The organism is Corynebacterium sp. KPL2861, from assembly GCF_040225475.1.
Classification (GTDB): domain Bacteria; phylum Actinomycetota; class Actinomycetes; order Mycobacteriales; family Mycobacteriaceae; genus Corynebacterium.
In genome coordinates this window covers 65,534-89,665 of record NZ_JBEHFW010000005.1, presented here as the reverse complement: position 1 = coordinate 89,665, position 24,132 = coordinate 65,534, and the positions used below count along the sequence as shown (strand labels likewise).

Sequence of the window (24,132 nt, the reverse complement as noted above, 5' to 3'; positions counted from 1 at the left end):
CTATGTGGCGCGCTCTGTGGTTATTTATCTTTTAAAGGGCAGAGCTAACCTGCGCCTATCAGCCACTTATCAGCCGTAGGTATCTTGCGATCCCTGCGGTTTCACCCACTGCCGCCCCTCGTAATTGCGCTGCTGCCGCGGGCCATGAATCCGCAGTTCAGCGATGACATCGGGGCCGAGCCGGTCCGCAATTTTGCGCAGGATTTCCCGCTGCAGGTAGCGCAATTCCGTGGCCCAGGTGGAGTTATCGCAGGAAATGTAGACGATCTTGTCCTTGATTTTTTGCGGCTGCGTATGGGCGGCGATGCGCTCGCCCACCAGGTTTTCCCAATTTCCCATCACCCAGCCGTGCGCTAATTCATGCTCCCAGCCGCGGTGGGAAATCTCCTTTTTAATCTGTGCGCCCAGGCTCGGCACGTCGATCTTTCGCCGCGGCCTCCTGCCATCGGCGCCGGTAGGCCTGCCTACCTGGTAGCCGCGATAGTTCTGCTGTTGGGCATCCTCCAAGGAGGGCACCGGCATCTTCGGCACCGGGCGCGTAAGCTTCGGCGGGTTCTTCGAGGTAGAGCGCACCAAGCGGAAGTATTGGGTGACGGGATCCGTGCGCTGCGTGCCGGTTTCCCCTTCTTCCTCACTCATGCCTCTTCCTCGCTATCCTCTCCCGCGGTTTCTTCCGTGTGCAGGGTGGAAATGCGCCCCTGGTCCGTATCTTCCACTCCTACCCGGTAACGCACGATGGGCTCCAGGTTATCCGGTAAGTCCTCATCCACCGCGGCGGTAATTAGCACCTGTTCTGCCGTGGCGGCCAGGTGAACCAGCTGAGTGCGGCGCTTGGCATCGAGCTCGGCAAAGACATCATCCAAGATGAGGACCGGATCGGATCCCCCCTCCTCGCGCAGTAGCTCAAACTCAGCCAAGCGCAGGGCGATGGCATAAGACCAGGTTTCGCCGTGGCTGGCAAAACCCTTGGCTGGCTGATCCCCCAGGTGGAGCACGAGGTCATCGCGGTGCGGGCCCACCAAAGAGATTCCGCGCTCGATCTCGCGCTGCCGCGCATTAGCCAGCTCGGTCAGCATGACCGCCTCCAGCACCTCGCGGTCAGAGGTATCAATGGTGGATTTATACTCCACGTGCGCAGGCCGCGACTCCGGTGCGAGGCCGGCATAGGCGGCGGGAATGTGGTCCAAGAGGGCATCGACAAGCGCCAAGCGCGCCGCAATGACCTGTGCGCCTAAGCGCGCGAGCTGGGCATCCCACGTATCCAGCGTCGATAGCGCCGAGGCGCCATCGCTATCGCCATAGCCGCGCCGCAAGCTTACCGATGCCGACTTCAACAACGCATTGCGCTGCTTTAATACCTTGTCATAATCCGCCTTAACCCCAGCTAGGCGCGGGGTGCGCGAGGCGATGATGCTATCGAGATACGCGCGGCGCCCCGCGGGCTCACCGCGCACCAAGGCCAAATCCTCAGGGGAAAACAGCACCGTTTTCACCACGCCGAGCAACTCGCGCGGGCTGCGCAGCCTCGTGCGGTTAATCTGCGCCTGGTTGGCGGCGTGGGGTTTTATCAGCAGGTGGGTGGTTAATTCGCGCCCCTGGTTCACGGCAGTAAGGGACACCCGCGCGCTCTGCGCGCCCTGGCGCACCAGCGGCGAATCATGGGAGACGCGGTGGGAAGACAGGTGGGCGGTATAGCCCACGGCTTCCACGATATTGGTCTTGCCAAAGCCATTGCGGCCCACAAACAGAGTAATCCCTGGGCCCAGCTCAAGCTTTAGTTCGGGCCATGAGCGAAAATCCCGAACATCGAGATCCCGTATAAACATTAACCTGGCAGGCGAACCGGCATTAAGAGGTAGGTGAAGTTGGTCTGCGGCGTGGGGAAATTGCCATCCTCATCCGCTTCCGGCAGTTCCTCTGGCTCCGGGATCATGATGGCGGGGCGGGAAGGCTCCGTAAACCCGAAGACCACGCGATCGGTGTTGATGACCGCTAGGCCGTCCTTCAAATAGCCCGGGTTGAAGGCGATGAGGAATTCATCGCGGCCATGGAACGCGCACGGCAGCGTCTCGGTGGCATTACCAGCATCGGCGCCGGCGGACAGGGTGACCTGGCCATCGGCAAATTCCATGCGGATCTGCGCATTGCGGTCCGTCAGCAGGGACACGCGGCGAATGGCCTCTTGCAGCGGCGCCACCTCAACCGAGGCAATATTCGTGTGCGACTTCGGTAGCAAGGGCTGGACGTTTGGGAAATCCGCATCCAGCATGCGCGTAGTGGTTTCTCGGTTATCCGCGTGCAGGCCAAATAGGCCATCGGCGCCGATATTATCGCCGGAACCCACCGCGATCTCGATGGGAATATTCAAATGCGGATCCAGGCTGCGGCCGGTATCTTGCAAGGTCTTTGCCGGGACCAGGAGCTTTGCTTCTACATCCTCAGCGGCCGGCTCCCACTCCAGGGTGCGCATGGCCAAGCGGAAGCGGTCCGTAGCCGTCATCTCAATATCTTTGCCGTGGATATCCATGTGCACGCCAGTAAGCATGGGCAAGGTGTCATCCTTGCCGGCTGCGGATGCCACCTGCTGGATGGCCTCTGCGAAGAGCTGCGGTTGGATCGTGCCGGTGACCTCAGGCAGGACTGGCAATTGCGGGTAATCATCGAGCGGGATGAGCGGTAGCTCGAAGCGGGAGGACCCACAAGTAACCAAAGCCTTGGAATCTACCTGAGAGATCTCAACTTCCTTATTGGGCAAGGTAGCCACGATATCGGAAAGCAACTTACCGGCAACGGCGATCTGGCCGGGCTCATCCACCATGCCGGCGATGCGCACCTTGGTAGAAACCTCGTAATCAAAGCCGGTGAACTCTAAGCCGTTGTCATCAGCGGTGATAAGCATCGCGCGCAGCACTGGCTGGGTGACCTTGGAAGGCAGGCTGCGGGCAACCCACGCTACGGCGTTGGCAAGGTCATCTTTGGCAACGCGAAATGACACGGCTTCATCCATGGTGCGAAGAGCTCCTCTTTGGCGGGGTAGGAATGTGTAACTTTCAAAAGCTGGCTTCCAACTTACCGCATCCGGTGAACCTTGTAATTTTCCCTCCGCCCGTCCGAGCCAGCGCCGCGTGCTCGGCCCCGGGCACAATTCCACACATCCCCTTTCTACTTACAAGATCAGAGAAATAATTTAGTAGTAGTAATAAGCGCTGTGGGATCTGTGATCAACGGGGTAAATGACAAGTTCAGCGCAGCGATCCGGGGTGTGCCAATTCTTGTGATCTTGCTGTGATCAACTGGCCCGTAGTGTGGATAAATTGGCGGGTCATCGTTTTATCCACAGCCTGTACTAGTTTTCCACGGATCTGCACACAGCACTGATCACAGGGGCGTCTGTGCTGGATAGGGCCTGTGGAATTTAAAACTGTGAGCAAAATCTACAAATTACATCCATGAAATTACACAGGTGTGGATAACTCTGTGGATAGCTGTTTATGCGGTCTTTGCAGGGACATAGGCGCTGGTAGGCGGCGGTGGAAGGTGGAGGGCATCGGCAAGCGCACCGCCTGCTTACAAAAATGGCGCCTTCCTGTTATTTAAGGAAGGCGCCACTGGGTGGTTCGTTTGATCTAGGCGCGACCGCGATTCTTGATGCGCTGGGTCAGGGACTGGATCTCGTCGTAGGTATTGCGCTTTTCCGTCATCTCTTTGCGGATCTTGCGATCGGCATAGATCACCGTGGTGTGGTCCTTGCCGCCGAATTGCTCGCCAATCTTGGGCAGCGATAGCTCAGTCAATTCGCGGCAGAGGTACATCGCCAACTGGCGGGCATGGGCCACCGCGCGCTTCTTGCCGGCACCGCGCAGGGTTTCCACATCAATATCGAAGTATTCCGCGGTGACCTCCATGATGGAGGCTGCCGTAATTTGCCGGTCAGCAGAATCCGGCGCGAGATCGCGCAACGCAATTTCTGCCATTTCCACGTTGATCGGCTCATTGACCAGGGACGAGTAGGCGGATACGCGAATGAGCGCGCCCTCAAGCTCGCGAATGGAAGACTCGAAGCGCGAAGCGATGAGCTCCAGGACGGAGCGATCCACCTCAGTGCCATCGGCGGCGGCCTTCTTCATCAAAATGGCAATGCGGGTTTCCAGATCGGGCGGTTGAATATCCGTAATCAACCCGCCCTCAAAGCGGGTGCGCAGGCGATCCTCCAGCGTGGTGAGCTGTTTTGGCGGGCGGTCCGAGGACAAAATGATTTGTTTATTGGCCTGGTGTAGCGCATTGAAGGTGTGGAAGAACTCCTCCTGCGTGGATTCCTTGCCCTCTAAGAACTGGATGTCATCCACCATCAAAATATCGAGGTTGCGGTAGCGCCGCTTGAAGGATTCCTGGCGGTCATCGCGCAAGGAATTAATATAGTCATTCGTAAATTCTTCCGAGGACACGTATTTCACGCGCAGCCCTGGGTGCAGCACCTGTGCGTAGTTGCCCGCGGCATGCAAAAGGTGCGTTTTTCCTAGACCAGAACCACCCCAGATAAAGAGCGGGTTGTAGGCGCGGGCGGGATTTTCCGCCACCGCCACCGCCGCGCCATTGGCAAAACGATTCGAAGAGCCGATGACGAAGCTTTCAAAAGTGTGCTTCGGGTTTAGCGAGGTCTCCCGGTTGGGATCGTGCGCTGGGGCCTCTCGCGGAATGCGCGCGGCATTCGCAGATCCGCCGAACTCTGGTTGCTGGCGGTTATAGTCCTGCTGGCTGGTGTAGTGCTCCGCCAATTCATCCAGGCTTGCCGGGGCATGGCTGGAGCGCCAATTAGGCGGGGCCTGACCTGCGGTGGGGTTGTTGTTTCCGCGGGCTGCCGCCGCATCCGTTTGTTGGGGGCGGGAGACGTAATTTTGCGCGGAAGAAGTATCAGTCTGTGCCGGCGGCATGTGCTGTGCCTGCGGGTCGGGCTGGGAAGAAGGAGCCTGCCCGCTTGGCGATGCCCCTCCCGGTGCCGGTTGCGAATTCGACGGGTTAGCCGGGGGTTGCGGCTCCTGCGGGGTAGCCAAGGTGACGGCGAAGGAACACGGGCGGCCAAGGTGGCGGGTAAGGGCCTTGGAGATGTATCCGCCGAGCTCATTTTCTACAACTTCTTTGGCGTTGACATTTTCCGCTGCGACCAGCGTGTAGCCTTCCACCATCATGATCGGGCGAACCAACTGCAGGTAGAGGCGTTGCGTATGCGAAAAGCTCGGGACCTCAGAGTTGGGCTGCTCGGATTGCGCGAGCAGATCATCGACGATCGCGCGCCAGACAGCTTCTAGGTTCGCTTGTGGTTCAGTCACAACGGGCTACCTTCAATAATTCTCTCGGGGACGGGTGGACAGTAAATAACAAATTCCACGGTGGATTCCACCGCGGTTTTCACAGTGGTTTTTATCGAGTCACCTCGATCTCCACAGAGTTATCCACAGGTGTGGAAGAAATAGTTATTCACAGCTTAGTGCATGGCTGTGGATAACTTGTGATAGACCACTTTATAGCGTTGTACTGCGGAAATACTAAAACTCTCAAGTGGTTATTTAGAGTTATCCACAACGGTTTGCTAGCTGTGGAATTCGATTACTTAGTTCTACCGCCGCGAAGGCGGGTGTGTCTAACGGAAGATTTATACTTAAAATGCAAGCGGCTATGGACCATCGCGACGCGCTGGATTAGCCGCAGGATGAGCGCCAAAACTGGCCTTCTAGCTGCAGGAAAAAACACTTATGTAATTTCGGGTGTACCCGAGTGTCGATTTGTTTCCAGCGGTTTAAATCACGTAATCTGGCATGGTCTATTGCAACAGAGAGTTGCGCGTGAACAGGACAGCGTCACTTCGCATTGGCAGGGCTTACCAGAGCTCGCCGAGCGTTTAGATAACAGTGACGCGTCAGGTTCATGGAATCCATTCATCAGTGGATGTGCTGCCGTTTTGCGGCGGCAGTATGTCCACGTACAACTTCAAGGAGAATTGACGTGGCAAAGGGTAAGCGCACGTTCCAGCCGAACAACCGTCGCCGTGCACGTAAGCACGGTTTCCGTACTCGCATGAGCACCCGCTCCGGTCGTGCAATTGTGGCCGCTCGCCGCAAGAAGGGCCGCGCAAAGCTGTCCGCATAAGTCATGCTGCCAGCCCACCACAAGCTCACATCGCCGCCGCAATTTCGGCGGACGATGAAGGGCAGTCGCCGGCAGGGCACTCGCACCGTCGTCGTGCATGCGCGCGACACCATGAGTGCGAATTCCACTGGCACCATGGGCAATCCGGCCGAGATCGCGGCCACCGGGCCGCGATTCGGCCTCATTGTTTCTAAAGCCGTCGGGAATGCAGTGGTACGCCACCGCACCTCCCGGCGGCTTCGCCATGTGTGCATGACGCTCATCCCCAAGCTCCCAGCGGGCGTGGATGTTGTGATTCGTGCGCTACCTGCAAGCGCGACCGCCACCAGTGAGCAATTAGAAAAAGATATTACTAAGGCGCTGCGCAAGCAATGGGATATTTAAATACCCGTGGGGAAGAAATTCCTGCAGCCTCCGGACTGGCCGCACCGTTGGTTAAAGCGGTTCGTTTCTACCAAAAACATGTCTCGGGCCTTAAGATGGTATCAACCTGTCGGTTCGAACCGACATGCAGTGCTTATGCTTTAGAGGCGTTGTCCAGACATGGCGCGTTTAAAGGTACGGCGATGGCAATGGCTAGGGTGTGCAAATGTGGGCCCTGGCATCCGGGCGGATTCGATCCAGTCCCGGTACCGGTCACCAACAACAACTGAGGATTAAACACTCGTGCTTAATTTCATTTACTGGCCAATTTCGGCCGTTTTATGGTTCTGGCACTGGCTGCTATCCCTCGTAATGGATCCCGCATGGGGCATTACGTGGATTTTGGCCATCGTGCTGCTGACCTGGACGCTGAAGGCGCTCATGGTCAAGCCCACCGTGAGCCAGATTCGATCTTCACGCAAGATGCAGGAAATCCAGCCCAAGGTGCAGGAAATCCGCGCGAAGTACGGCAACGATCAGGCTCGAGCCGCGCAGGAAATGCAGAAGGTTTATAAGGAATCTGGCGTTCGCCCGATGGCCGGCTGCCTTCCGGTCTTGGTGCAGATTCCAATGTTCATTGGTCTTTTCCACGTGCTGCGCTCGTTCGACCGCACGGTTGCTGTAGCCGGCGGCATTGGACACCCCAGCGGCGAACCGATGTCCATTGAGGCCAACGCCAATACCGCGAACTACATCTTTAAACCGGAGCTCGTCCAGCAGTTCTTGGATGCCAAGATCTTTGGCGTTCCGCTGGTTACTAACCTCCGCCTGAACTCGCCCCTGGTGGAAGGCGTTACCACTACCACCCAGGCGGCGTTCATCATTGTGCCGATGATTGCCGTCATTGTGGTGCTGATGCACTTTAACGCGCGCATGAGCCTGAACCGCCAAGAAAAGCGCCGCGCCCAGGGCAAGACTTCCGCCCCGCAGGGTCAGAATGCGGAAATGATGCAGCAGCAGATGGCAATGATGTCCAAGATGATGCTGTGGGTCATGCCCGCAATGCTGATCTTTTCCGGCTTCATCTGGCCCATCGGTTTGCTGTTCTACATGCTGTCCAACACCGTGTGGACCTTCTTCCAGACCCGCATCATCTACGGCAAGATGGACCGCGAAGAAGAAGAGGAAGAGGCCGCTAAGATTGAGGCCAAGCGCACTACCGCTCCAAAGCCTGGCGCTCGCAAGAAAGACAACCGCACGAAGAAACAGCGGAAGAACGACAACTAAACAGCTACTGAGGAGATTCTCATAGTGTCCGAGATGGACCCGTCTGCAGTATTTGGCTCTCGCCTGCCGCTCGCGCAGGAATACCACGATTCGCTCGCTACAGACGGGTCCACTCGTGGTTTTATCGGCCCGCGCGAGGTACCGCGCCTATGGGAGCGCCACATCTTAAACTGCGCAGTTATTGAACAAGTCATTCCGGAAGGCGCCACGGTTATCGATGTCGGCTCTGGTGCCGGATTGCCCGGCATCCCGCTGGCCATCGCTCGCCCAGACCTGCACATCACGCTCATTGAGCCGCTTTTGAAGCGCTATAACTACCTCAATGAGGTGACCGAAAAGCTGGGATTAGATAACGTCACCGTGCTGCGCGGGCGCGCCGAAGAAGGCCCCATTAAAAAGGCAGTGGCCGGCGCGGACGTCGTGACCTCCCGTGCGGTAGCTCCCCTGGGAAAACTGGCAAAGTGGTCTCTTCCCTTGGTGCGCAAAGGCGGGGAAATGATCGCGCTGAAAGGTTCTTCAGTACACGAAGAGCTGGAGCGCGATGCCGCGGATATTAAGAAGGCCGGCGGCGGAAAGGCCGAGGTCACGACCGTTCACGGAACCACGATTATCCGTGTCCCGCGCGTGAACTAAAGTAGACGGCATGACTAATCCGCGCCTTATCACCATTGCTAACCAGAAGGGCGGCGTAGGTAAAACCACCTCCGCCGCCAACTTGGCCGCAGCCCTTGCTACTGAAGGCAAGAAGGTATTGGTCATTGACCTTGACCCCCAGGGAAACGCATCGACCGCCATGGGCGCGGAACATAGCTCAGGAACCGATTCCAGCTATGAATTGCTCTTGGGCGATTGCACTGCGGAAAAGGCCATGCAGGCTTCCCCGCATAATTCCAACCTTTTTTGCATCCCCGCGACTATCGATCTTGCCGGCGCGGAAATTGAGATGGTATCTCTCGTGCGCCGCGAGTTTCGGCTTTACGATGCCCTCCATAACGGGTTCCTAGAAGAACACGGCTTTGAATACGTCTTTATTGATTGCCCGCCTTCTTTGGGTTTGTTGACGATCAATGCCATGACGTGCGCGGAGGAAGTCATCATTCCTATCCAGTGTGAGTACTACGCACTGGAGGGCGTGGGCCAGTTATTGGGCAATATTACGATGATTCGTGAGCACCTCAATGAAGATCTGCATATCTCTGCGGTGCTCCTTACCATGTATGATGCACGTACACGTTTGGCCGAAGATGTGGCCGATAACGTCCGCGAGCAATTTGGCGCCGTTGTCATGGGCAACGTCATCCCGCGTTCAGTGCGCGTCTCAGAGGCGCCTGGTTACGGGACCACGGTGATTGATTACGCCCCTTCGTCCACCGGCGCACGGGCGTACCTCGCCGCGGCTCGCGAGCTCAATAGGCGCGGTGATTATCGCCCGCATCCCACCACGGGAGCGATTGGCGTGAGCCCCGAAATTTATGCGGAATTGGAAGGATAGGATTTCATGGCAGAACAAAAGCAAGGTGGCCTAGGCAAAGGCCTAGCCGCTCTCATCCCGTCCGGCCCCGACGCACCCACCCGCAAACCACGGCTGGGTGATTCCGCCGCAGATATTATCCTGGGAAATTCTACGGGAAATAGTGAGCGCAAGGCGCGCGGCGAGAAGCGCGTAAAGGGCGCTCCCACCATTCAACAGGGTTCCAGCTCCAAGGCCTCCAAGAAGCGGCAAGCTACACCGGCAGCAATCGGTGCGACTTACCGCGAGATTTCCGTGGGGGAAATCGTCCCCAACCCCAAGCAGCCGCGCACCGTTTTTGACGAAGATGAGCTCAGCGAGCTGGTTCACTCCATCCGCGAGTTCGGCCTCCTACAGCCGGTCGTGGTCCGCCCCTCCGAGGAGGGCGGATTCGAGCTCATCATGGGTGAGCGTCGTTGGCGAGCCTCCTCCAAGGCTGGCTTGGCCACCATCCCTGCCATCGTGCGCGACACCAAAGACGACAACCTGCTGCGCGATGCCCTGCTGGAAAACATCCACCGCGTCCAACTCAACCCTTTGGAAGAGGCACACGCTTATCAGCAGCTCTTGGAAGAGTTCGGGGTCACCCAGAACGAATTAGCGGACCGCATTGGCCGCTCGCGCCCACAGGTGACCAATATGCTCCGCCTGCTGCGGTTGCCGGTGGACGTGCAGAAGCGAGTCGCCGCAGGAACGCTTTCGGCCGGTCACGCCCGCGCTATCTTGGGCCTGGACGATAAGGAAGCGATGGACTACATCGCGGACCGGGTTATTTCAGAGGGCTTGTCCGTGCGCGCCACCGAGGAAGCCGTGACGCTTTATAAGCGCGACGGGAAACCCGCGGAGAATAAGAAGAAGTCCCAGGTACCACAGCCGCAATTTTTCACCGACTCGGCCGAGCGCCTCTCAGATCGTTTCGATACTAAGGTCACCGTGACCATGGGTAAGCGCAAGGGCAAGATGGTCGTAGAATTCGGCGACCAGGAGGATTTCGAGCGCATCATGGCGCTGATGGAGCGGGATAAATAACCTGCTCCTGTGGCAGGTTCCCCAGGTGCCTGCCGAATTCCCAAAGTTAGTGCCCTCCTCTTTAGAGCGAGGGCACTATTTTTTAGAAAAGATGAAGTGGCCCTTGGCTTGTTCTTCCTCGTGTTCGGCGCCAAGCGGAATGCCCTTGCGCTCGCGCAGGAGCAGGGCTGCAATAAATCCGACGATGCTTGCGGAGACAAGATATACGGATACCGCAAAGGTCGTGCCCGTTGCTTCTACCAACGCAGCCGCGATCATCGGGGCGAAGGCACCGCCGAGAACGGAACCGATGGCATAGGTAATCGATACGCCCGAAGCGCGAATGGATGCTGGGAAAAGCTCGGTATACATGGCAGATTGCGCACCGTAGGTTAAGCCGAGGCCTACCGTCAGGAAAATGAGGGCGGCATACAGCAATCCTAGGGACGCCGTATTTACCAGCGGGAAAAGGGCCGCTGCGCCGATTGCTTGAATGACAAATCCGATGAGATACGTCGCGCGGCGCCCGATATAATCCGATAACCAGCCGGCGAAAAGGGTAAAGATAAGCCACGTGAAGGCGGATAGGGTGACGGCATTGAGGACATCGCCACGCGCGAGCGAGACCGGGCCCTCGGGGTTGGTGGCGTAATTTTGGATATAGCCACCGGTGGTCATATAGCCCACGGTGCCATTGCCGGCAAAGACTAGGGCTGCGATGAGGACAAGCGGGAAGTACCGCTTGAAAAGGATCCCAATGGGGTTTGCCGCCTCGCGTTTCTTATTATCTGAGATCTCCTGAAAGACCGGTGATTCATCCACGCCGATGCGGATGGCGTAACCGATGATGACGAGGACAAAGGAAAGCAAGAACGGCACGCGCCAACCCCATTCAAGGAAGGCATCCCCTGGCGCGATCATATTCATGATGGACAGCACGCCAGAGGACATCAGCAGGCCGATGGGGACTCCGATCTGTGGTCCAGCACCGAAGAGGCCGCGCTTATCGTTGGGAGCATGCTCAACTGCAAGTAGTACCGCTGACCCCCACTCTCCCCCGGCAGAGATGCCTTGGATGATGCGGAGAAAAATCAACAGGATCGGAGCCCATACTCCCGCCGTATCGTAGGTAGGCAGAAGGCCGATTAGCGTGGTGGCCCCACCCATGGCAAAAAGGGTGACCATGAGGACAAGGCGGCGACCAAGGCGGTCACCAAAATGTCCGGCCAGGAAAGCGCCAAGGGGGCGAAAAAGGAAGGATAGGCCCACGGAGGCGAAGGAAACGATGCTGGCTACCCCACCTTCTAAGGGGCCGAACATCACTTGGTTAAATACCAAGCCGGCGACGGCAGCATAGAGAAAGTAGTCGTACCATTCAATCGCAGTTCCGATTGTGGTGGCAGCTACTACGCGGCGCGTTTCTTTTCTAGAAATAGGGGCGGAGGTTGAGCTGCCCATTATAGGAATCCATTCAATTGGTAGATATCAATAGCTTGGACTGATACTAATCGAATGAATTCTATTGGTACAAGATAACGCAGTTAATCGTGCGCGGCGGCCAGTGATTAAGTCCGCTCGGCGCGCTCCAGCCTGTGCAGGTTAAGCCTGCTCCGCTTGGAGAAGCTCGGAGAATTTGTAGGTACCGGTAATGGCGGTGTCTTGCTCCATGAGGTACATGCGCTTGACGGCGATAACGATTGCTTCTGCAATATCGTCACGGCGCTTCGGGTTGGTCAGGATTTTGACGTCCTCAGGATTAGTGAGGTAGCCCAAAAAGATCTGAACAACCGGCATCTGCGTCAGGCGCAAAAGATCCCAGGTGCGGCCGTGGTTAGAACAGTCCTGTAGATCGGTGCGGGCCACGATTTCACGTTGGATGAAGCCGGAAAGGGTTTCACCAATGAGTGAGGAGTTTCCGGATTCGGAACCAAAGTAGAACGTGGCTACGCCGTGGGCCTTCTCATTGGGATAAGAATCGCACGCCAAAGAGATGACCATATCGGCATCGAAGGCATTGGCCAGCTCGGCACGGGATTGCACGTCCGCATCGTCGGTGCGGGGGCGCGAAATAATGGTTTCCATGCCGGCCGCGATCATGCGGCCTTCGATGCGTTGGGTGAGATCCCAAAGGATTTCTTGCTCAGAAATATCACCAAAACGGCCCTTAACCGTGAAACCAGAGTCCCGGCCACTTAGTGCAGGGTCAATGACCACGCGCTTGCCCGCCAACTTTGGACCCGCATTGCGCACGCGCTCGCGCTCCAAAATATTGTGCGCGGAACCGCCGGTGATGCGGCGGCCGAGCAAGCTGAGCGCGCGAATGGTAGCCGGTCCACACACGCCGTCTTCCTGCAGCCCGCAATTGTGCTGGTATTCGGTTAAGGCGGCGTGGGTATTGCGGCCAAAATGACCATCGACGCGATCTTGATAGAAACCGAGCTCTTGCAGTTGTTGCTGCAATTGCGAAATGTCATCGCCCACCAATGGATTGGTGGGTTCATAGCTCAAGACGCGGCTGCCCAGGGTATAAGAGGCTTGGCGCAATTCGCGCAGGGTCAGATCGTCGATCTCTCCCGTTGGGAGGATGCCGCGCGATTGCTGGAATGCCTTGAGCACTTCAGCGAGATCGGCATCAAAGGTCTTATCAGTCTCGGAGTACTTCTGCTTTTTCCAGGCAGAGAGTTCGCCCGTGAAATCTGATAAGAGGCCAAGGCGAGCCAAGGTGGCGCGAGCTTCAGCTACGCGCACACTTGAATCACCAACCCGAAGAACGCGATTCACGCCTTTCACCCCTTCCACGGCCTAGGACTTTAGGCCGCATGGCAGATTTCCTACTCGGTAACTTTAGTAACAAGAGTAACAGCTATAGCTGCTTTTTCACTTGCGCCACGATGTCGTCTTTAGAACGCAGGCCCACGAACTCGTCGACCTTTTCGCCATTGTTGAAAATCAATACATTTGGAATGGACATGATTTGGAACATGGCACCAAGGTTTCGTTCTTCATCGACGTTGACCTGGGCGATGGTGACTTCACCGTCGAGCTCATCTGCGACCTCTTCCAAGATCGGAGACAGCTTCTTGCATGGCCCACACCATTCCGCCCAGAAGTCTACGACGACGGGTTTATCCGCCTCGATGACATCAGAACGGAATGATTCAGTGGTTACCTTTTTGACGTTGCTCATACTGGATCTAACGGTTTGCAGCCAAGAATTGTTCCGCATCCATGGCAGCGCGGCAGCCAGAACCTGCAGCGGTGATGGCCTGTTGATAATGATCATCTACCAAGTCACCGCAAGCGAAAACGCCTGGCAGGGTGGTCTTAGTAGAAGGCTGGTCAACCTCAACGTAACCATTATCATTGAGCTTTACCTGGCCGTTGAGGAAGGACGAACGCGGATCGTGGCCAATGGCAACGAACATGGCGGTCACGTCCAAGGTGGAGGTTTCTCCAGTCTCAACGTCCTTGAGCTCTAGGCCGCCGACCTTGCCGTCATCTTCAAGCACGCGCTCGACAACCTTATTGGTTTCCCACTTAATCTGCTCGTTTTCCTGGGCGCGGTCCAACATGATCTTGGAGGCGCGGAAGTTTTCGGAGCGGTTGACAATGGTGACAGACTCCGCGAACTTGGTCAGGAAGGTAGCTTCCTCCATAGCGGAATCGCCGCCGCCGATGACGGCGATATTGTGGCCCTTAAAGAAGAAGCCATCGCACGTAGCGCAGGTAGAAACACCGCGGCCGGAGAGCTCTTCCTCACCGGGAATGCCTAGGTGGCGCGGTGCGGCGCCGGTGGCAAGGATTACCGTGCGGGCTTCAAATACCTCATCGCCCACGTGGAGCTTTTTAATATCGCCCTCCAATTCAACGGAGTCGACGACTTCCATGCGCAGATCCGCACCAAAGCGGATTGACTGTGCGCGCATTTCTTCCATGAGCTCTGGGCCCATGATGCCCTTTTGGAAGCCCGGGTAGTTCTCCACCTCGGTGGTGTTCATTAATTCGCCACCGTATTCAAAGCCCTCGAATACAATGGGGCTGAGTTCAGCACGAGCGGCATAAAGCGCGGCGGTATAACCGGCAGGTCCGGAACCTACGATGGCAACATCGTGGACGGTCATTGCTAACTCCCTAAAATCACAGTGTCATTTTGCGTAACGTCAAGAGTCTACCCGCCAGATTGCGAAACGTTCATATTGCAAAGGCTAGCGGCTGCGAAATTGATGCAAGAATGATGCGATATCGAGATGTAGTTAACCGATGGCTTCGCGCAGTACCTCCCGCGCGCGTGCCCGGCGAGATTTAACGGTGCCGGGCTTTACGCCCTGCGCGGTGGCGACTTCGTTGACGCGGAAGCCGGCGACATCGGTAAGCATGAGTGCTTCGCGCTGGTCCTGCCTTAAAAGCTCCATGGCCTCGCGGACGACGAGCTGTTCAGCTAGGTTTTCAGATGGGTTGTGCACCAGCAGTGGATTGCGATCATCGGCAAAATCATCGCTATCGAGCGAGGCGTTTTCCCTATTAGCGCGGTGATTTAAATAGTCGTAGCCGGTGTTTTTAACCAGGCGGTGCAGCCACGTGCTTAAGGCAGATTCCCGCCGGTAGCTATGGAGATTGCAGCTAGCGCGCAGGAAGGCTTCTTGTACGACATCCTGCGCATCGTATTCATTCCTTGTATAACGCCGCGCCACGGTGGTCAGCCGCTTGCGGTGGCGTTCCACGATGGCGGAAAAGGCCTTATTATCCCCCTCGATAAAAGCATCAACTAATTCTTCGTCGCTGTGGTCAGGACTTAATGGCATCTGTAGATTCCCCCCGGATCAACAAGTGTTAAACCCATTGTGACCCGAGGGGAGATCCGGCGCGAGCCGGCGGCGGTACAGTCTATTGACCGCCTACTGCTGGGCGCGCACGCGCAGGGTGCGGCGCAGGTGATCGCGGCACTCTAGGAGCACGCGGCGCAGCGCACCCGGCAGATCCTTGTGCAGGAGATCCGTGGTGGCGGACTCCGCCATGGAAGATTCCGGGTAGAAGCCGCGGATCAGCCGGTTGGCGATCTCGATGGGGTGGTTATCCCAGATGTCTTCGATGCGGCGGAAGAACTCTTCGGCGAATTCTTCTTGCAGCTTTGCCGAGCGCGGGGCGTTGAAGCCGGCCAGCAACGCATCGACTTCCGCATTTGAATATTCCCCTGGCGTCAGCGCGCTATCGAAGGCTGCCCGCTTGGTCTCCGGCGTGGGGAAGGCGTGGCTAGCGCCCAAGTACTCGGCGGCGCCGGTCAGCGTATTATCGCGCTGCTTTTCTGCTTCCAGCTCATCCAGTGCGACGGCATCGCGGGCGGCAAGGGCGCGCAGGATGGACCAGCGGATCTGCGGATCGAGGCGCAGGCCCTCCACCGTGCCGGCGAGCAGGTCACGCAGGCGGTCGGTACCGGAGGGCTCCGGCGTTGCGGCCAGTGCGGCAATGGCGCTGCGGGCCAGGATAAGCTGCGCATCGAAGCCTGGATCTGCGGCGCTGAGCTGTTCCCACAGTGCATCGGCGAATTCGGCGCGCACCTGCTCGCGGCGGGCTTCGGCCACATAGTGCTGGATGGCAAAGTGCGCATTGCCGTAGGCGGTGGTCAGCAGCGTGGCATTGGTCTCTGCGGGCGCGTGCTTGGCGACGACCTCCACGTACTCCTCCGCATTCCACTCCCCGTCCCTGGTGAGGTTCCACAGCGAGGTCCAGATGACCGCGCGGCTGAGCCCATCCTGGACCTCGGACAGGTGATCGCGGATGGTGGTAAGCGAAGCATCGTCGAAGCGGACCTTGGTGTAGGTGTGGTCGGCATCGTTAAGCAGCAGCAATGCCGGGGCCTTCTCCCCCGCCGCCTCATCCACGATGGTGCGGTGACCACCGGCGGGAAGGTCGATGTCGAACTCGCGGTACTTGTGCAAGGAGGCATCAAAAAGCGCCACGCTCAGGCGGTGTGGCCGGGTCGTATCCTCGGCCTCGGCGCTCACCGCGAGCTCGGTGATCTTCTCGCCCTCCGTGTGCAGCTCCGGGGTGAGGGTATCCGGCCCCCAGGTGCGCAGCCACGCCTTTGACCAGGAATCGAGGTCGCGGTCAGTGTGCTTTTTCAGGGCCGTGAGCAGGTCATCGAAGGTGGCAGCGGCGAACGCATGCTCCTGGAAGTAATCCCGCGCGCCCGCGTAAAAATTATCGCGGCCCACGTAGTGCACGAGCTGTTTGAGCACGGCCGCGCCCTTGGCATAGGTAATGCCATCGAAATTCTGGCGAGCGGCATCGACGTCTGGGATATCGGCCTTGATGGGGTGCGTGGTGGGAAGCTGATCCTGCAGGTAGGCCCAGTTCTTGCGCTGGCCAGCAAAGTTGACCCACGCCTCTTCGTAGGAGGTGGCGTGTACGGAGGCATCGGCGCCCATGAACTCGGCAAAGGACTCCTTGAGCCAGAGATCGTCCCACCACTGCGGGGTGACAAGATCACCGAACCACATGTGGGACATCTCGTGCAAAATGGTATTTGCGCGAGCGGCCTTCTGGCTGCGCGTGGCCTTAGAGCGGAAGATATAGCTTTCCGTAAAGGTCACCAGGCCAGGGTTCTCCATCGCACCGAGGTTATATTCGGGCACGAAGATGGAATCGTACTTGCCCCAAGGGTAAGCAAAGCCGAAGTTCTCGTGGAAATAATCCATGCCCTGCGCGGTAAGCTCTAGGATTTCCTCGTCCAAGTATTCAAACATGGAGGCGCGGGCAAAGGCGCGCAGCTGCGCGGAGTGCTCGCCATCCGGCGAGGTCCATGTGCGTTCCTGATACTTATATGGCCCCGCGGCAAAAGAGGTGAGGTATGTAGAAAGCGGCGGAGTGGGCGCAAAACGGACCGTAGCATTGTCCCCGTGTTCCTCGCGCTCTGCCTCTGGCTGATTGGAGAGGATCTGCCAGTCCTTTGGCGCGGTCATGGCGACGTGGAACGACGCCTTGAGGTCGGGCGCTCAAAGCAGGGGAAGATGCGGCGGGCATCGGAAGGCTCGAGGTGCGAGTACAGATAGGTCGCGTCATCGGCCTGGTCGTGCATGCGGTGCAAACCCTGGCCCGTGCGCGAGTAGCGCGAGATGCCGCTGACCTCAATCGTCAGCTCCTCCCCCACCGGTAGCCCGTGGAGGTGGATAATGCTGCCATCAAAGTCGACGTCCTGCGCCTGACCGTTAACCGTTACCTGCTCTACCGATTCTCCCAGGTAGTCCAGGAAAAGCTCGGGCTCGGTGGTGGTGAGCTCGATGCGGCTCGTCGCGCCAAACGTGGGGCTTTCCTTCACCTGAGATACGTCCAGGTGCAGGTGGTATGCCCGCAGGTCTACTGCTGCGGCGCGCTCTTGGAGTAGCTCGTGCTGGGTTTTATCGCGTTGTGTCGTCATAGTTAGAAACTATAGTTACCGCAGAAGCTGGGCTCAGGAAGATGTGCTCCTGAATCTGCGACGAGCATTTCAACCGGCGACAATCCACCGAGAATTACTGCCTCTTTGTGGGCCCGATGGATCGATCGTGGCTTGTCCCATTTTTTTCAAATGGCGCAGGATATCAGTTATCATCTTTCTGTCGACACCTAGTTCCTCGGCCGTCTCCCGTGCGGAGAGTACTTCGCCTGCTTCAAGCTGTGCCAAAATCCAATCTTGCACTGAGGCCGATGAAATTGCTCCTTGTTTATTCAATCCCATGAGTTTCCTCGCGTCACCAGACAGGATCCATTCCCCGGCGTTCCGAAGCCTTTCCAGGTATCCAATAGACGAATACCACTGGAGAATATCTTGGGCTTCTTGCTCGGTGACCTGCATTAGAGCGGCTGTGGATCGGTTGAGCAAAATCTTGTGATCCATGAGTTGGCGTGCGATAAGTAACCCATTGATACTTTCGAACGCCTTGTCCGGGTAATGGTCGTTTAATTTAGCTAACGCATAGACAAAGTCCTTGTCTACCTCACCAGAAGATAGGCTTACTTCGACAAAATTCTCCGCTGTATGCAAAGCCGGGGTATGGCGTCCACTAGCTAACATCGCTGCCCACATGCGGTCGAAACCCCGTGAAGATTCCTCTGCAAGGTCCAGCATTCTTAAGGCAGCCATGAGTCGCGGATTGCGGGGAATCGATTGAGTAGTTAAGATTCGCTTTTCTGTGACTCCCACTGGCAACGGTCCTGGTGACCACACAGTAAGCGCTGTCGGTGATTGGTCAATGACTACTGCACTACTAGCATCCCAATCCCTGTGTGCGAGAGCGTTAGAAATGACCTCGTCCACTGCGGTCTCAGGAAAGGCTGGGATAGAAATCTCTTGCCCATTTGGGAAGGTCACGCGTGCAACTTCTGTTCGTGCTGCGGTTGCTACGAGCTCTTTTAGCCTCAGGTAGGCGGTGATCAAAGGTGCAGATATTTCCGTGGCCTGGGGATCTCCTCCAGGTACCTCACGGGCCAAGTGTCTGATGGTAGTTCGACTGTTGGCTGGAGTAATGAACAGGATTTCTGCGGCGTAGGTTAACTGACCATCGCGGGTGAGAAGACCGAGCTCGGAAAGTAGTTCATTGGTCGTGTGGGGTACTCGATCTAAGGAACCTGAAGCCGATCGTGCTTTTTTGAGGAGCCGGCGCGCTTGATCGATGGCTGTAGCATCCAAATCTTCGAAAGAATATCGGGACTCAGCTGCAGAAAAGTCCGGATTTGCGCGCTGAAAGGCGATGGAGCGCCGCTCTTCTTCAGAAAGTGGCACGCACGAGGTGCCTCTGCGAATGCTGGCCTGCCCTTTCGGGCGTTGGTAAAGTGTCAACCCCTTGGGAATTCGCAGACAAATAAGCCGCTGACCGCAATAGTTAAGTTCAGTTCCTTCTACTCTGATTCCAGGTTGAGTACCATTAAATATTTTCTGCTCAATCCATTCGATGCTGCGTGAGGTTCCGGTAAAAGCTGCGGCACCTGCCCTTTTATCTGAAACGCCCAAGACGATATGGCAAACCCCGTCGTTCGCGTTGGAAAAGCATATGGTTTCATCAATGAGGAATTCAGTAAGTGAAGCATCTGGGTTTCGATTCTGTGGATGTGTTGCGGGATCTTCTTTGAAGTCCAAAACCTGACTCTCTTGGCTATCGGCGGTAGCACCTTCCTCGATAGCTTTGAGAGCTGCGTAAACGGCCTGCAATTCTGCCTCAGACATAAATGAATGCTAGCACAAGTTGTTTCAAACAACTTGTGCACAACTCCTCGAAGCTTAATTATTCGATTACAACAGATGTGCTGGTCAGAAGAGTAGCAAGTTGTTTGAAGTTGTTTACCTTAAAATCGCGCGGCGATTCCAGGGTCGTAAACGAGGGACCTAGGAATTTCTTTAAAAACCCAGCCTAACTTCGATATTTTGGGCAAACTGCTACTTCCGGCGGGGGTGCTAACTCGCGAATACTTGGGGGCTTCGCGGAACCCAGAAGTTGTTTGAAATAACTATACACAACTCTCAACTAATATAATTCGGTCGCTTCTTCATACCTGCAGCTCAAGGTATAAATTCAAGTTGTTTGAAGTTGTTGTGGAGTTGTTTTGTGCTGGCCGAGTAATTGCCCAGACAAGGCACCAAACCTGAAAGATTTGCCTGGGGAATACGACTAAAGCCCGCGGCCGAGTGGGTACGCGGCGCGGGCTTTAGTTGTTGGTAACCAGGGGCAGTGAGAGCCCAAGGTTTTCAAAGAAGTGCGATTACTGCTTGATGGCAGAAACCTCGAGCTCGATCTTGATGTCTTCAGAAACGAGGACGCCGCCGGTCTTGAGCGGAGCGTTGAAGTCGATGCCGAAGTCTTTGCGGTTGATCTTGGTCTGTGCCTCGAAGCCCAGGCGGAAGTTGCCGAACGGGTCCTCAGCGGTAGCGACCTCTTCAACCTTGAGGTCGACGGACTTGGTGGTGCCCTTGATGGTGAGGTCACCGGTGACGGTGCCGTTGCCGTCCTCGTCTACGTTGACGTTGGTGGTGGTAAAGGAAAGCTCTGGGTACTCCTCCACGTTGAAGAAGTCTTCGTTCTTTACGTGGCCATCGCGGTCCTCGTTACCGGTGGAGATGGAGTCAGCCTTGATGGTGGCCTCTGCGGTGGAGTCGGCGATGTTCTCGGCGACGTTGATGGTGCCTTCGAATTCACCGAAGTTGCCGCGCACCTTGGTGACCATGGCGTGCTTGGTAACGAAGCCGATGACGGTGTGCTCTTTGTCGATGGTGTAGGTACCTGCTGCGAGGGACATAATTGATTCTCCTAACGTTGTTGTTGATGTAACACCAACCACGATACCTGACTGGGCAATTTAGTCAAGCCTTGAAGTAAAATTTCTTTTTCCAACTCGTTGACCTCGGTCTTAAGGATGGCCTACAAGCTGGACCTCCCCCAGTGTAACCTCTTTTGACTTAGGCAGTTCTGTGATGACTATGAGCGCGGCATCGAATTGCTGCGGCGTTTCTTTCAGCTCCAAGTCTTCGTTTGCGTGCTTGAACTTGCCCTCCGCCAATTTGGGAAGAGAGCTCAGCTGTGGGTGCTCCGGATCGAAATCGTCTTTGTTGACGCCATAGATTTCATAGTGCGCGCCATTGGACCTGGTGTGGGTCACGGTCATGACGGAAAGATGGGCCGGGTTATCCAGGGTGAGTAAGGCGCCTGAACCGGTTTCCTTCGTGGACCAGGTGGTGATCGTCTTGCCATCGGTAAGCTGCTCATTATCCTCGCCGTCTGGCACCGTGATAGCGGACGATTCCTTGAGGTGCACCGGCGGGGTATCCGGGATCACCGTGGAGCCCTGCACGGTTTCGGTAACGGAACCGGTCTTTTCCACATCGCTGAGCAGGGACATGATCCACGTCGTGAGCGCTGCCATGCCCACGACAAAGATGGTGGCGAAAATGCCGATGACCACGACGCCGGAGCCCGAGTAACCGCGGCCGCCAAAGCCGGGTTCTTGCTTCGGATCCTCTTCCTGCGAGGGTTCATCTTCAACGACCACGGGGAGGGCCTCCGTCTTTTCTTCCTGCTCTTCTGGGGCGAATTCGCGCAGGCGCTTGGCGATGCCCGCCGAGGTCAACCCCTCTGCTTCCTGCAGCTCTTCCAGCTTTTCTTCGCGGGTCTCTGCATCCGCGGCATCAAAGGCCAGTCGTGCTGCTTCGAGGCGTTCTGCGGCCTCATCGGCGGTGAGGTTGGCGTCATCGGAAATATCGCGCAGCTTCTTTGGCGATGGTTCGGTGGATTCAACCAGCATGCTCAGCGCGGAGCTGAGGGCCTCGCGGTCGCTTTCCGCAGACGTCCCATCCAGCACAGCGGGGAAGGCAACCTTGACGATGCCGGAGGTGGATACGCGGAAGCGGTCGCGGTGCTCGACGCCGAGGATCAGGCCGGCGTCGTGGGCCGTGGCGGCATCGGCAAACAGCGGCGCTGTAGCGCGGGCGACGGAATTGGGGTCGAGGTTATCTGCCTCTGCCACCTGCTTGAGGGAGGTACCCTCAAACCAATCCGCCACCACCAGGCAGCCGGTGCGGTAGGACAAAATCTCGATATTATCCGCCATGGTCTCCAGGTTGAGCTCGGCCAAACGCCGCGTATTGCGGGAGATTTCGGCGGAGCGGCGGGCAGAGACCGTAGGCGTCGATGGCGCGATGGGCGCCTGGGTATTGGTATCGACGAACGTCAGCGCCACGAGGCGGCCGGTGGATTGCTCGCGGGCCTGCCAGAACCGAGCGCCGGATACAGCGCCGTGATCCTGCAGGAGGCGGAAGCGACCGTCCGAGACAGGGGCGCCGGGGACCAAGCGCGGGCCGCGGACGATACCGGCGGACATTGGTGGCGGCACCAAGGTGGCATTGAAGGAATCCTGCGTATAGACCGGCTGGATTTCCTGCAGGTCTGGTTCCTCGACCTCGATGGCCTTGGAACTGTCCACCGTGATGAACCGGGACATTCCCGGGATGCGCTGGAGGGCGCGTGCCAGGTTCTGCACCTCGGGCAGGGAGGACTTGGACAGGACGATCCCGGTGATAATCACAAAGACGATGCCCAGCACGACGACCTTGACCAGCGAGACGATCGAAGGCAGTTGCTCCGGCAAGACCAACTGCGCGATCCAGTACAGCGCCCACGAGGCAACCAGACCCACCGCGCCGGCGCCGGCGGACCAGAGGACCGTCTGGGTTACGGCCTTGCCGCCCAGGCTGCCCAGCTTGCGCTTGAGCAGGAAGCCGCCGATGACCGCACCGGAGACAAAACCGAAGCCGTTGGCGGTACCGAGGAGGATGACCACTCGGTCCGGGTTGCTCGTCATCAGCGGCGCCAGCAAGGTCAGCACAACCTTGGTCAGCGTGATGCCGGCAATGATGAAGGTGGGCGTCCACGCCTCTTCCCTGGCGTAGAAAACGCGCAGGTGCAGCAGCACCAGCGCATAGGGGATCAAAGTAAAGGCGGAAAAACTGATGGTGAGGCCGAGCTGCTCCGCGCTATCTGCGCCATAGGCGCCGTATTGGAACAACGCGCGGGCGATGGGCACGCCGAAGCCTGTCATGAAAATGACGATGGGGATTAGCGCGATGAAGGTCAGCTTGGTACCCAAGGTAAGGTCACGCACGACGGCATCGACATCGCCATCGGCGGCATTGCGCGAAAGCCGCGGCATGATGGCGGTCAACAAGGTCACGCCGATAACGCCATAGGGCACCTGCAGCATCAGCCACGCGTTCTGGTACACCAGCGGCGCACCGGCATCGGCATACGCGGCCACGCGGGAGGTGACCACGTAACCCAGCTGGGAGATGGCCACATAGGTAATAATGGCCAGCGCCATGCCGCCGAATTGCTTGATGCGGGCATCGAGGCCCCACTTCGGGCGCAGGTTGATGCCGGCCTTCTTCAGGTACGGCACAAGGATCAAGCACTGCACGATCACTGCAGTGGTGGTGCCCAGACCCAGCAGCATGATGTGTGGATCCGCCACCGGCGTAGGCTCGTGTGGGTCGAGGCGACCTGGCAAAAATCGATACGCCAGGAGGACGCTGATGGAAATGATGTTATTGACCACCGGCGCCCAGGCGCCAGGGCCGAAGATATTCTTGGTATTTAAGACCGCCTGGAAGAGGGCAAAAAGGCCGTAGAACAGGATCTGCGGCAAGAGCAAGAAGGCCAATGATGTTGCCTGCACGGCATTGGCCTTGGAATCTTCAGGCAGCATCATCCTCGTTAATAATGGCGCGAAGATAACGGAGAGGATGGTGACGATGCCCAGGATCGAAAACGCCAGGGTAAAAAGTCTTCGGACGAAGGTTTCGCCGCGGTCCGAGTCTTCCTTCTCCGCGCGCACCAAGACCGGAACCACCAGTGAGGTCAGCACCGCGCCCAGCACGATTTCGGTGACCAGGTTGGGAATCTGGTTGGCGCTACTGAAGGCCGTACCCACCGTGGCACCCAGGGTGGCGCCGATCAGCATCTGCCGCAGGAAGCCGGTGATGCGTGAGAGCAGCGTGGCAATGGCCATCGTCCCCGTCGCGCGGATCACGTCCTGATTAGAGGCCTCGATCTCCGCATTGCGGCCAGTCAGCGCGGATTTATCTTCCTCAGGGGGAACAGTAGTGTTCTGCACTGAGGGCTTGGGCCGCTTTTCCGGTACCGGTGCGGGTGGAGAGGCGCGCACGATGCGGCTGCGCGCGCCGGCGGTAACCGGGACACGGTTCTCTTCCGCATTTGGGGCGGTATCCGTGGGGTCTACCGCGCCCGCAGGTGCCTTCTCCGCGTGGTGGGCCTGACGGCCATCTTTTTCGGTCATAGAGG

19 protein-coding genes and 1 pseudogene are annotated in these 24,132 nt (G+C 57.5%); 7 read left to right on the top strand and 13 right to left on the bottom strand.

The features are described from left to right. Positions 1 to 69 precede the first annotated feature (69 nt). The 4 genes from ABRP84_RS05360 to dnaA all read right to left on the bottom strand — a co-directional run bounded on the left by ABRP84_RS05360 (position 70) and on the right by dnaA (position 5,327). Positions 70 to 639 carry a DciA family protein gene (locus ABRP84_RS05360; protein WP_023024611.1) on the bottom strand — a complete coding sequence of 190 codons (570 nt, stop codon included), beginning with the start codon at positions 637 to 639 and terminating at the stop codon, positions 70 to 72. Further along, positions 636 to 1,826 carry a DNA replication/repair protein RecF gene (recF, locus tag ABRP84_RS05355; RefSeq protein WP_023024609.1) on the bottom strand — a complete coding sequence of 397 codons (1,191 nt, stop codon included), beginning with the start codon at positions 1,824 to 1,826 and terminating at the stop codon, positions 636 to 638. Before recF ends, ABRP84_RS05360 begins: the two co-directional genes overlap by 4 nt. Then, the gene (gene dnaN, locus ABRP84_RS05350) at positions 1,826 to 3,007 is read right to left on the bottom strand and encodes a DNA polymerase III subunit beta (protein ID WP_023016404.1); all 1,182 of its coding nucleotides are present in this window, start codon (positions 3,005 to 3,007) and stop codon (positions 1,826 to 1,828) included. The genes recF and dnaN overlap by 1 nt, the downstream gene beginning before the upstream one ends. A 619-nt stretch (positions 3,008 to 3,626) precedes the next feature. After that, positions 3,627 to 5,327 (bottom strand): chromosomal replication initiator protein DnaA, encoded by a 1,701-nt coding sequence (gene dnaA, locus ABRP84_RS05345; protein ID WP_023024606.1) that lies wholly within the window; start codon positions 5,325 to 5,327, stop codon positions 3,627 to 3,629. A gap of 673 nt (positions 5,328 to 6,000) precedes the next feature. Between dnaA and rpmH the strand changes: the two genes are divergently transcribed. From rpmH to ABRP84_RS05310, 7 genes are read left to right on the top strand one after another with little or no spacing between them, the layout of a single operon-like run. Next, the gene (rpmH, locus tag ABRP84_RS05340; RefSeq protein ID WP_005275994.1) at positions 6,001 to 6,144 is read left to right on the top strand and encodes a 50S ribosomal protein L34; all 144 of its coding nucleotides are present in this window, start codon (positions 6,001 to 6,003) and stop codon (positions 6,142 to 6,144) included. 3 nt (positions 6,145 to 6,147) lie between these two features. After that, positions 6,148 to 6,528 (top strand): ribonuclease P protein component, encoded by a 381-nt coding sequence (gene rnpA, locus ABRP84_RS05335; RefSeq protein WP_349852949.1) that lies wholly within the window; start codon positions 6,148 to 6,150, stop codon positions 6,526 to 6,528. After that, on the top strand, positions 6,516 to 6,797 hold the full coding sequence (yidD, locus tag ABRP84_RS05330; RefSeq protein WP_239269565.1) for a membrane protein insertion efficiency factor YidD: 282 nt from the start codon (positions 6,516 to 6,518) through the stop codon (positions 6,795 to 6,797). The genes rnpA and yidD overlap by 13 nt, the downstream gene beginning before the upstream one ends. 13 nt (positions 6,798 to 6,810) lie before the next feature. After that, positions 6,811 to 7,794, top strand: coding sequence for a membrane protein insertase YidC (gene yidC / locus ABRP84_RS05325; protein ID WP_023024601.1), 984 nt, complete (start codon positions 6,811 to 6,813; stop codon positions 7,792 to 7,794). A gap of 33 nt (positions 7,795 to 7,827) precedes the next feature. After that, entirely contained in the window at positions 7,828 to 8,427 is a 600-nt protein-coding gene (gene rsmG / locus ABRP84_RS05320; RefSeq protein ID WP_034659477.1) for a 16S rRNA (guanine(527)-N(7))-methyltransferase RsmG, read from the top strand. A gap of 10 nt (positions 8,428 to 8,437) precedes the next feature. Beyond that, complete coding sequence (locus ABRP84_RS05315) at positions 8,438 to 9,286, top strand: ParA family protein (RefSeq protein ID WP_349852948.1); 849 nt, start codon at positions 8,438 to 8,440, stop codon at positions 9,284 to 9,286. Between the two features lie 6 nt (positions 9,287 to 9,292). Further along, entirely contained in the window at positions 9,293 to 10,333 is a 1,041-nt protein-coding gene (locus ABRP84_RS05310; RefSeq protein ID WP_023024595.1) for a ParB/RepB/Spo0J family partition protein, read from the top strand. A gap of 75 nt (positions 10,334 to 10,408) precedes the next feature. Here ABRP84_RS05310 and ABRP84_RS05305 read toward each other — a convergent pair whose 3' ends face one another. From ABRP84_RS05305 to murJ, 9 genes and pseudogenes are all read right to left on the bottom strand, one after another. Next, positions 10,409 to 11,770, bottom strand: coding sequence for an MFS transporter (locus ABRP84_RS05305; protein WP_349852947.1), 1,362 nt, complete (start codon positions 11,768 to 11,770; stop codon positions 10,409 to 10,411). 141 nt (positions 11,771 to 11,911) lie between these two features. Beyond that, a complete protein-coding gene (locus tag ABRP84_RS05300; RefSeq protein ID WP_034659476.1) occupies positions 11,912 to 13,093 on the bottom strand; it encodes an N-acetylmuramoyl-L-alanine amidase in 1,182 nt (393 codons plus the stop codon). A gap of 82 nt (positions 13,094 to 13,175) precedes the next feature. Then, positions 13,176 to 13,499, bottom strand: coding sequence for a thioredoxin (trxA, locus tag ABRP84_RS05295; RefSeq protein WP_349852946.1), 324 nt, complete (start codon positions 13,497 to 13,499; stop codon positions 13,176 to 13,178). A 7-nt stretch (positions 13,500 to 13,506) separates the two neighbouring features. Further along, positions 13,507 to 14,433: a thioredoxin-disulfide reductase gene (gene trxB / locus ABRP84_RS05290; RefSeq protein WP_349852945.1), complete on the bottom strand. Its 927-nt coding sequence runs from the start codon at positions 14,431 to 14,433 to the stop codon at positions 13,507 to 13,509. A gap of 132 nt (positions 14,434 to 14,565) precedes the next feature. After that, complete coding sequence (locus ABRP84_RS05285; RefSeq protein ID WP_349852944.1) at positions 14,566 to 15,114, bottom strand: RNA polymerase sigma factor; 549 nt, start codon at positions 15,112 to 15,114, stop codon at positions 14,566 to 14,568. 93 nt (positions 15,115 to 15,207) lie between these two features. Next, positions 15,208 to 17,726 (bottom strand): annotated as a pseudogene (pepN, locus tag ABRP84_RS05280) (aminopeptidase N). Between the two features lie 69 nt (positions 17,727 to 17,795). Then, positions 17,796 to 19,511, bottom strand: a complete 1,716-nt coding sequence (locus ABRP84_RS05275) for an ATP-binding protein (RefSeq protein WP_349852943.1) — start codon at positions 19,509 to 19,511, stop codon at positions 17,796 to 17,798. A gap of 533 nt (positions 19,512 to 20,044) precedes the next feature. After that, positions 20,045 to 20,578 (bottom strand): YceI family protein, encoded by a 534-nt coding sequence (locus tag ABRP84_RS05270; protein ID WP_023024584.1) that lies wholly within the window; start codon positions 20,576 to 20,578, stop codon positions 20,045 to 20,047. 111 nt (positions 20,579 to 20,689) lie between these two features. Then, entirely contained in the window at positions 20,690 to 24,127 is a 3,438-nt protein-coding gene (gene murJ / locus ABRP84_RS05265) for a murein biosynthesis integral membrane protein MurJ (protein WP_349852942.1), read from the bottom strand. Between the last annotated feature and the right edge of the window lie 5 nt (positions 24,128 to 24,132).

Bases quoted from the DNA above. Each gene is read 5' to 3' on its own strand.
- ABRP84_RS05360 (WP_023024611.1), bottom strand. From the start codon at position 639: ATGAGTGAGGAAGAAGGGGAAACCGGCACGCAGCGCACGGATCCCGTC.
- recF (WP_023024609.1), bottom strand. From the start codon at position 1,826: ATGTTTATACGGGATCTCGATGTTCGGGATTTTCGCTCATGGCCCGAA.
- dnaN (WP_023016404.1), bottom strand. From the start codon at position 3,007: ATGGATGAAGCCGTGTCATTTCGCGTTGCCAAAGATGACCTTGCCAAC.
- rnpA (WP_349852949.1), top strand. From the start codon at position 6,148: ATGCTGCCAGCCCACCACAAGCTCACATCGCCGCCGCAATTTCGGCGG.
- yidD (WP_239269565.1), top strand. From the start codon at position 6,516: ATGGGATATTTAAATACCCGTGGGGAAGAAATTCCTGCAGCCTCCGGA.
- rsmG (WP_034659477.1), top strand. From the start codon at position 7,828: ATGGACCCGTCTGCAGTATTTGGCTCTCGCCTGCCGCTCGCGCAGGAA.
- ABRP84_RS05315 (WP_349852948.1), top strand. From the start codon at position 8,438: ATGACTAATCCGCGCCTTATCACCATTGCTAACCAGAAGGGCGGCGTA.
- ABRP84_RS05310 (WP_023024595.1), top strand. From the start codon at position 9,293: ATGGCAGAACAAAAGCAAGGTGGCCTAGGCAAAGGCCTAGCCGCTCTC.
- ABRP84_RS05305 (WP_349852947.1), bottom strand. From the start codon at position 11,770: ATGGGCAGCTCAACCTCCGCCCCTATTTCTAGAAAAGAAACGCGCCGC.
- trxA (WP_349852946.1), bottom strand. From the start codon at position 13,499: ATGAGCAACGTCAAAAAGGTAACCACTGAATCATTCCGTTCTGATGTC.
- trxB (WP_349852945.1), bottom strand. From the start codon at position 14,433: ATGACCGTCCACGATGTTGCCATCGTAGGTTCCGGACCTGCCGGTTAT.
- ABRP84_RS05285 (WP_349852944.1), bottom strand. From the start codon at position 15,114: ATGCCATTAAGTCCTGACCACAGCGACGAAGAATTAGTTGATGCTTTT.
- ABRP84_RS05275 (WP_349852943.1), bottom strand. From the start codon at position 19,511: ATGTCTGAGGCAGAATTGCAGGCCGTTTACGCAGCTCTCAAAGCTATC.
- ABRP84_RS05270 (WP_023024584.1), bottom strand. From the start codon at position 20,578: ATGTCCCTCGCAGCAGGTACCTACACCATCGACAAAGAGCACACCGTC.
- murJ (WP_349852942.1), bottom strand. From the start codon at position 24,127: ATGACCGAAAAAGATGGCCGTCAGGCCCACCACGCGGAGAAGGCACCT.